We start from the raw sequence: 1,713 nt of genomic DNA on the forward strand, positions 1-1,713 counted from the left end.
GCCCCATAGCCATCAACCTAAGAAAAACAAAAATATGCATATATGATATAATTTTAGAAAAAAGTCTAACAAGGAAGGATGTTTAAAATGCCATTATGCATACAAAAATTCAATTATTAAATAAACACTTAAAAGATTTATTTTTAATTGAAACAATAAATAAATTAGCACGCAAAAGTGGTTTTACTCAAAGAAAAGGTAAGTTAAATGCCAAAAAATTCGCTTCATTATGCATATTCAAGGGTGAAGATTTATGTTTAACTGCTTTATCTTCATTATGTTCTAGATTATCAATAGAATACTCAATAGATATATCTTCAGAAGCACTTAACAAACGCTTTAATTCAAAAGCTGTAGAATTTATATCATCAATATTTCATGAAATGCTCAAATTACAAAATAAAGCACTAGAAAATAACCAAAATTTTTTCAAAACACATTTCAATAGAATTAAAGTATGCGATTCTACATCATTTAAGCTTCCAGAAAAGTATCATAAAAGGTACAAAGGCTCTGGTGGCAGTTCTACAAAATCAATGGCTAAGATTCAACTTGAGTATGATCTTTTATCTGGCGGAATTACTCATTGTGATGTAACTAACGGAATAGATAGTGATAATTCATATCTTAGCAGCTTACAAAAAGATATCAAGCCCAATGATTTGTGCCTAAAAGATCTTGGATATTTTAAAATTACTGATTTGGAAACAATAGATGAAAATCATGCTTTCTTTATATCAAAATTGAAGAATAATATAAATGTATATATTAAAAACGAGAATCCTGATAAGTATAAAAATGGTAAGATTAAAGAATCAACTTTGTATAAAAAAATAGATATCAAGAATTTAATTCACCAGTTACAAGCTGGTGAAACAATTGAAATTCCTGATATCTACATAGGAAAAAAGCAAAAAAATTATAGATTAATTATAACTAAATTAACTGATGAAGACAAGCGGAAAAAGAAGGCAAAGCATGATAATGAAGTTAGAAAACAATTAAGAAAACCTAATGATACGAGTGAATTATGGTTAGGTATTAATGTCTATATAACAAATATTTCACCTACAATATTAGATACAGAACATGTTCATGAAATATACTCTTTGAGATGGCAAATAGAAATTATGTTTAAAATATGGAAATCACTTTTTAAAATACATTTGGTAAAAAAGGTGAAAATAGAAAGATTTCAATGTTTCTTGTATGGAAGATTAATAGCATTAATCTTAAGTTCTTCTCTAGTTTTCACTTTAAAAAGTATTATTCATGAAACAAAAAATAAAGAAATAAGTGAGTTCAAATCATTCAGTGTTGTGAAGGAACATTTTAATAAATTAAGTAAAAATATTTTTAAAGGTGAACTAGCTTTAGGTAAGATTTTTAACAGTATTTTAAAGAATATATTGCGGCGTGGAATCAAATCAAAAAGGAAGGAACGAAAAAGACCTAGTTTAATACTAGAAAATATAAAGTTTAACAAAGATGACATTAAAAAGTTGGCAATTTAGTTTTAGATTATAAGCCCTCGGCTACCGCAACTTGGAAATTATATGTCGCCGTTTATTTAGTTCGCATTAAATTTAATTTAATGTCATAATTTTCATATTATAATGGAAATGATTATGAATCATCATTTCCATTATAATAAAAAAGCTAAATATATTTATTATTCAGTTTACTGAATAATTAGGTTGATGGCTATGGGGC

Annotated in this window: 1 protein-coding gene; it reads left to right on the forward strand. The window is 26.3% G+C overall.

Going from position 1 to position 1,713, the window contains the following annotated elements:
• The first annotated feature begins 95 nt into the window (after positions 1 to 95).
• A complete protein-coding gene (locus LQK79_RS20760; protein WP_053243631.1) occupies positions 96 to 1,514 on the forward strand; it encodes an IS4 family transposase in 1,419 nt (472 codons plus the stop codon).
• The last annotated feature ends 199 nt before the right edge of the window (positions 1,515 to 1,713 follow it).

The sequence above is a fragment of the Clostridium guangxiense genome (genome assembly GCF_021043395.1).
GTDB classification, from domain to species: Bacteria; Bacillota; Clostridia; order Clostridiales; family Clostridiaceae; genus Clostridium_S; species Clostridium_S guangxiense.

Bases quoted from the DNA above. Each gene is read 5' to 3' on its own strand.
- LQK79_RS20760 (WP_053243631.1), top strand. From the start codon at position 96: ATGCATACAAAAATTCAATTATTAAATAAACACTTAAAAGATTTATTT.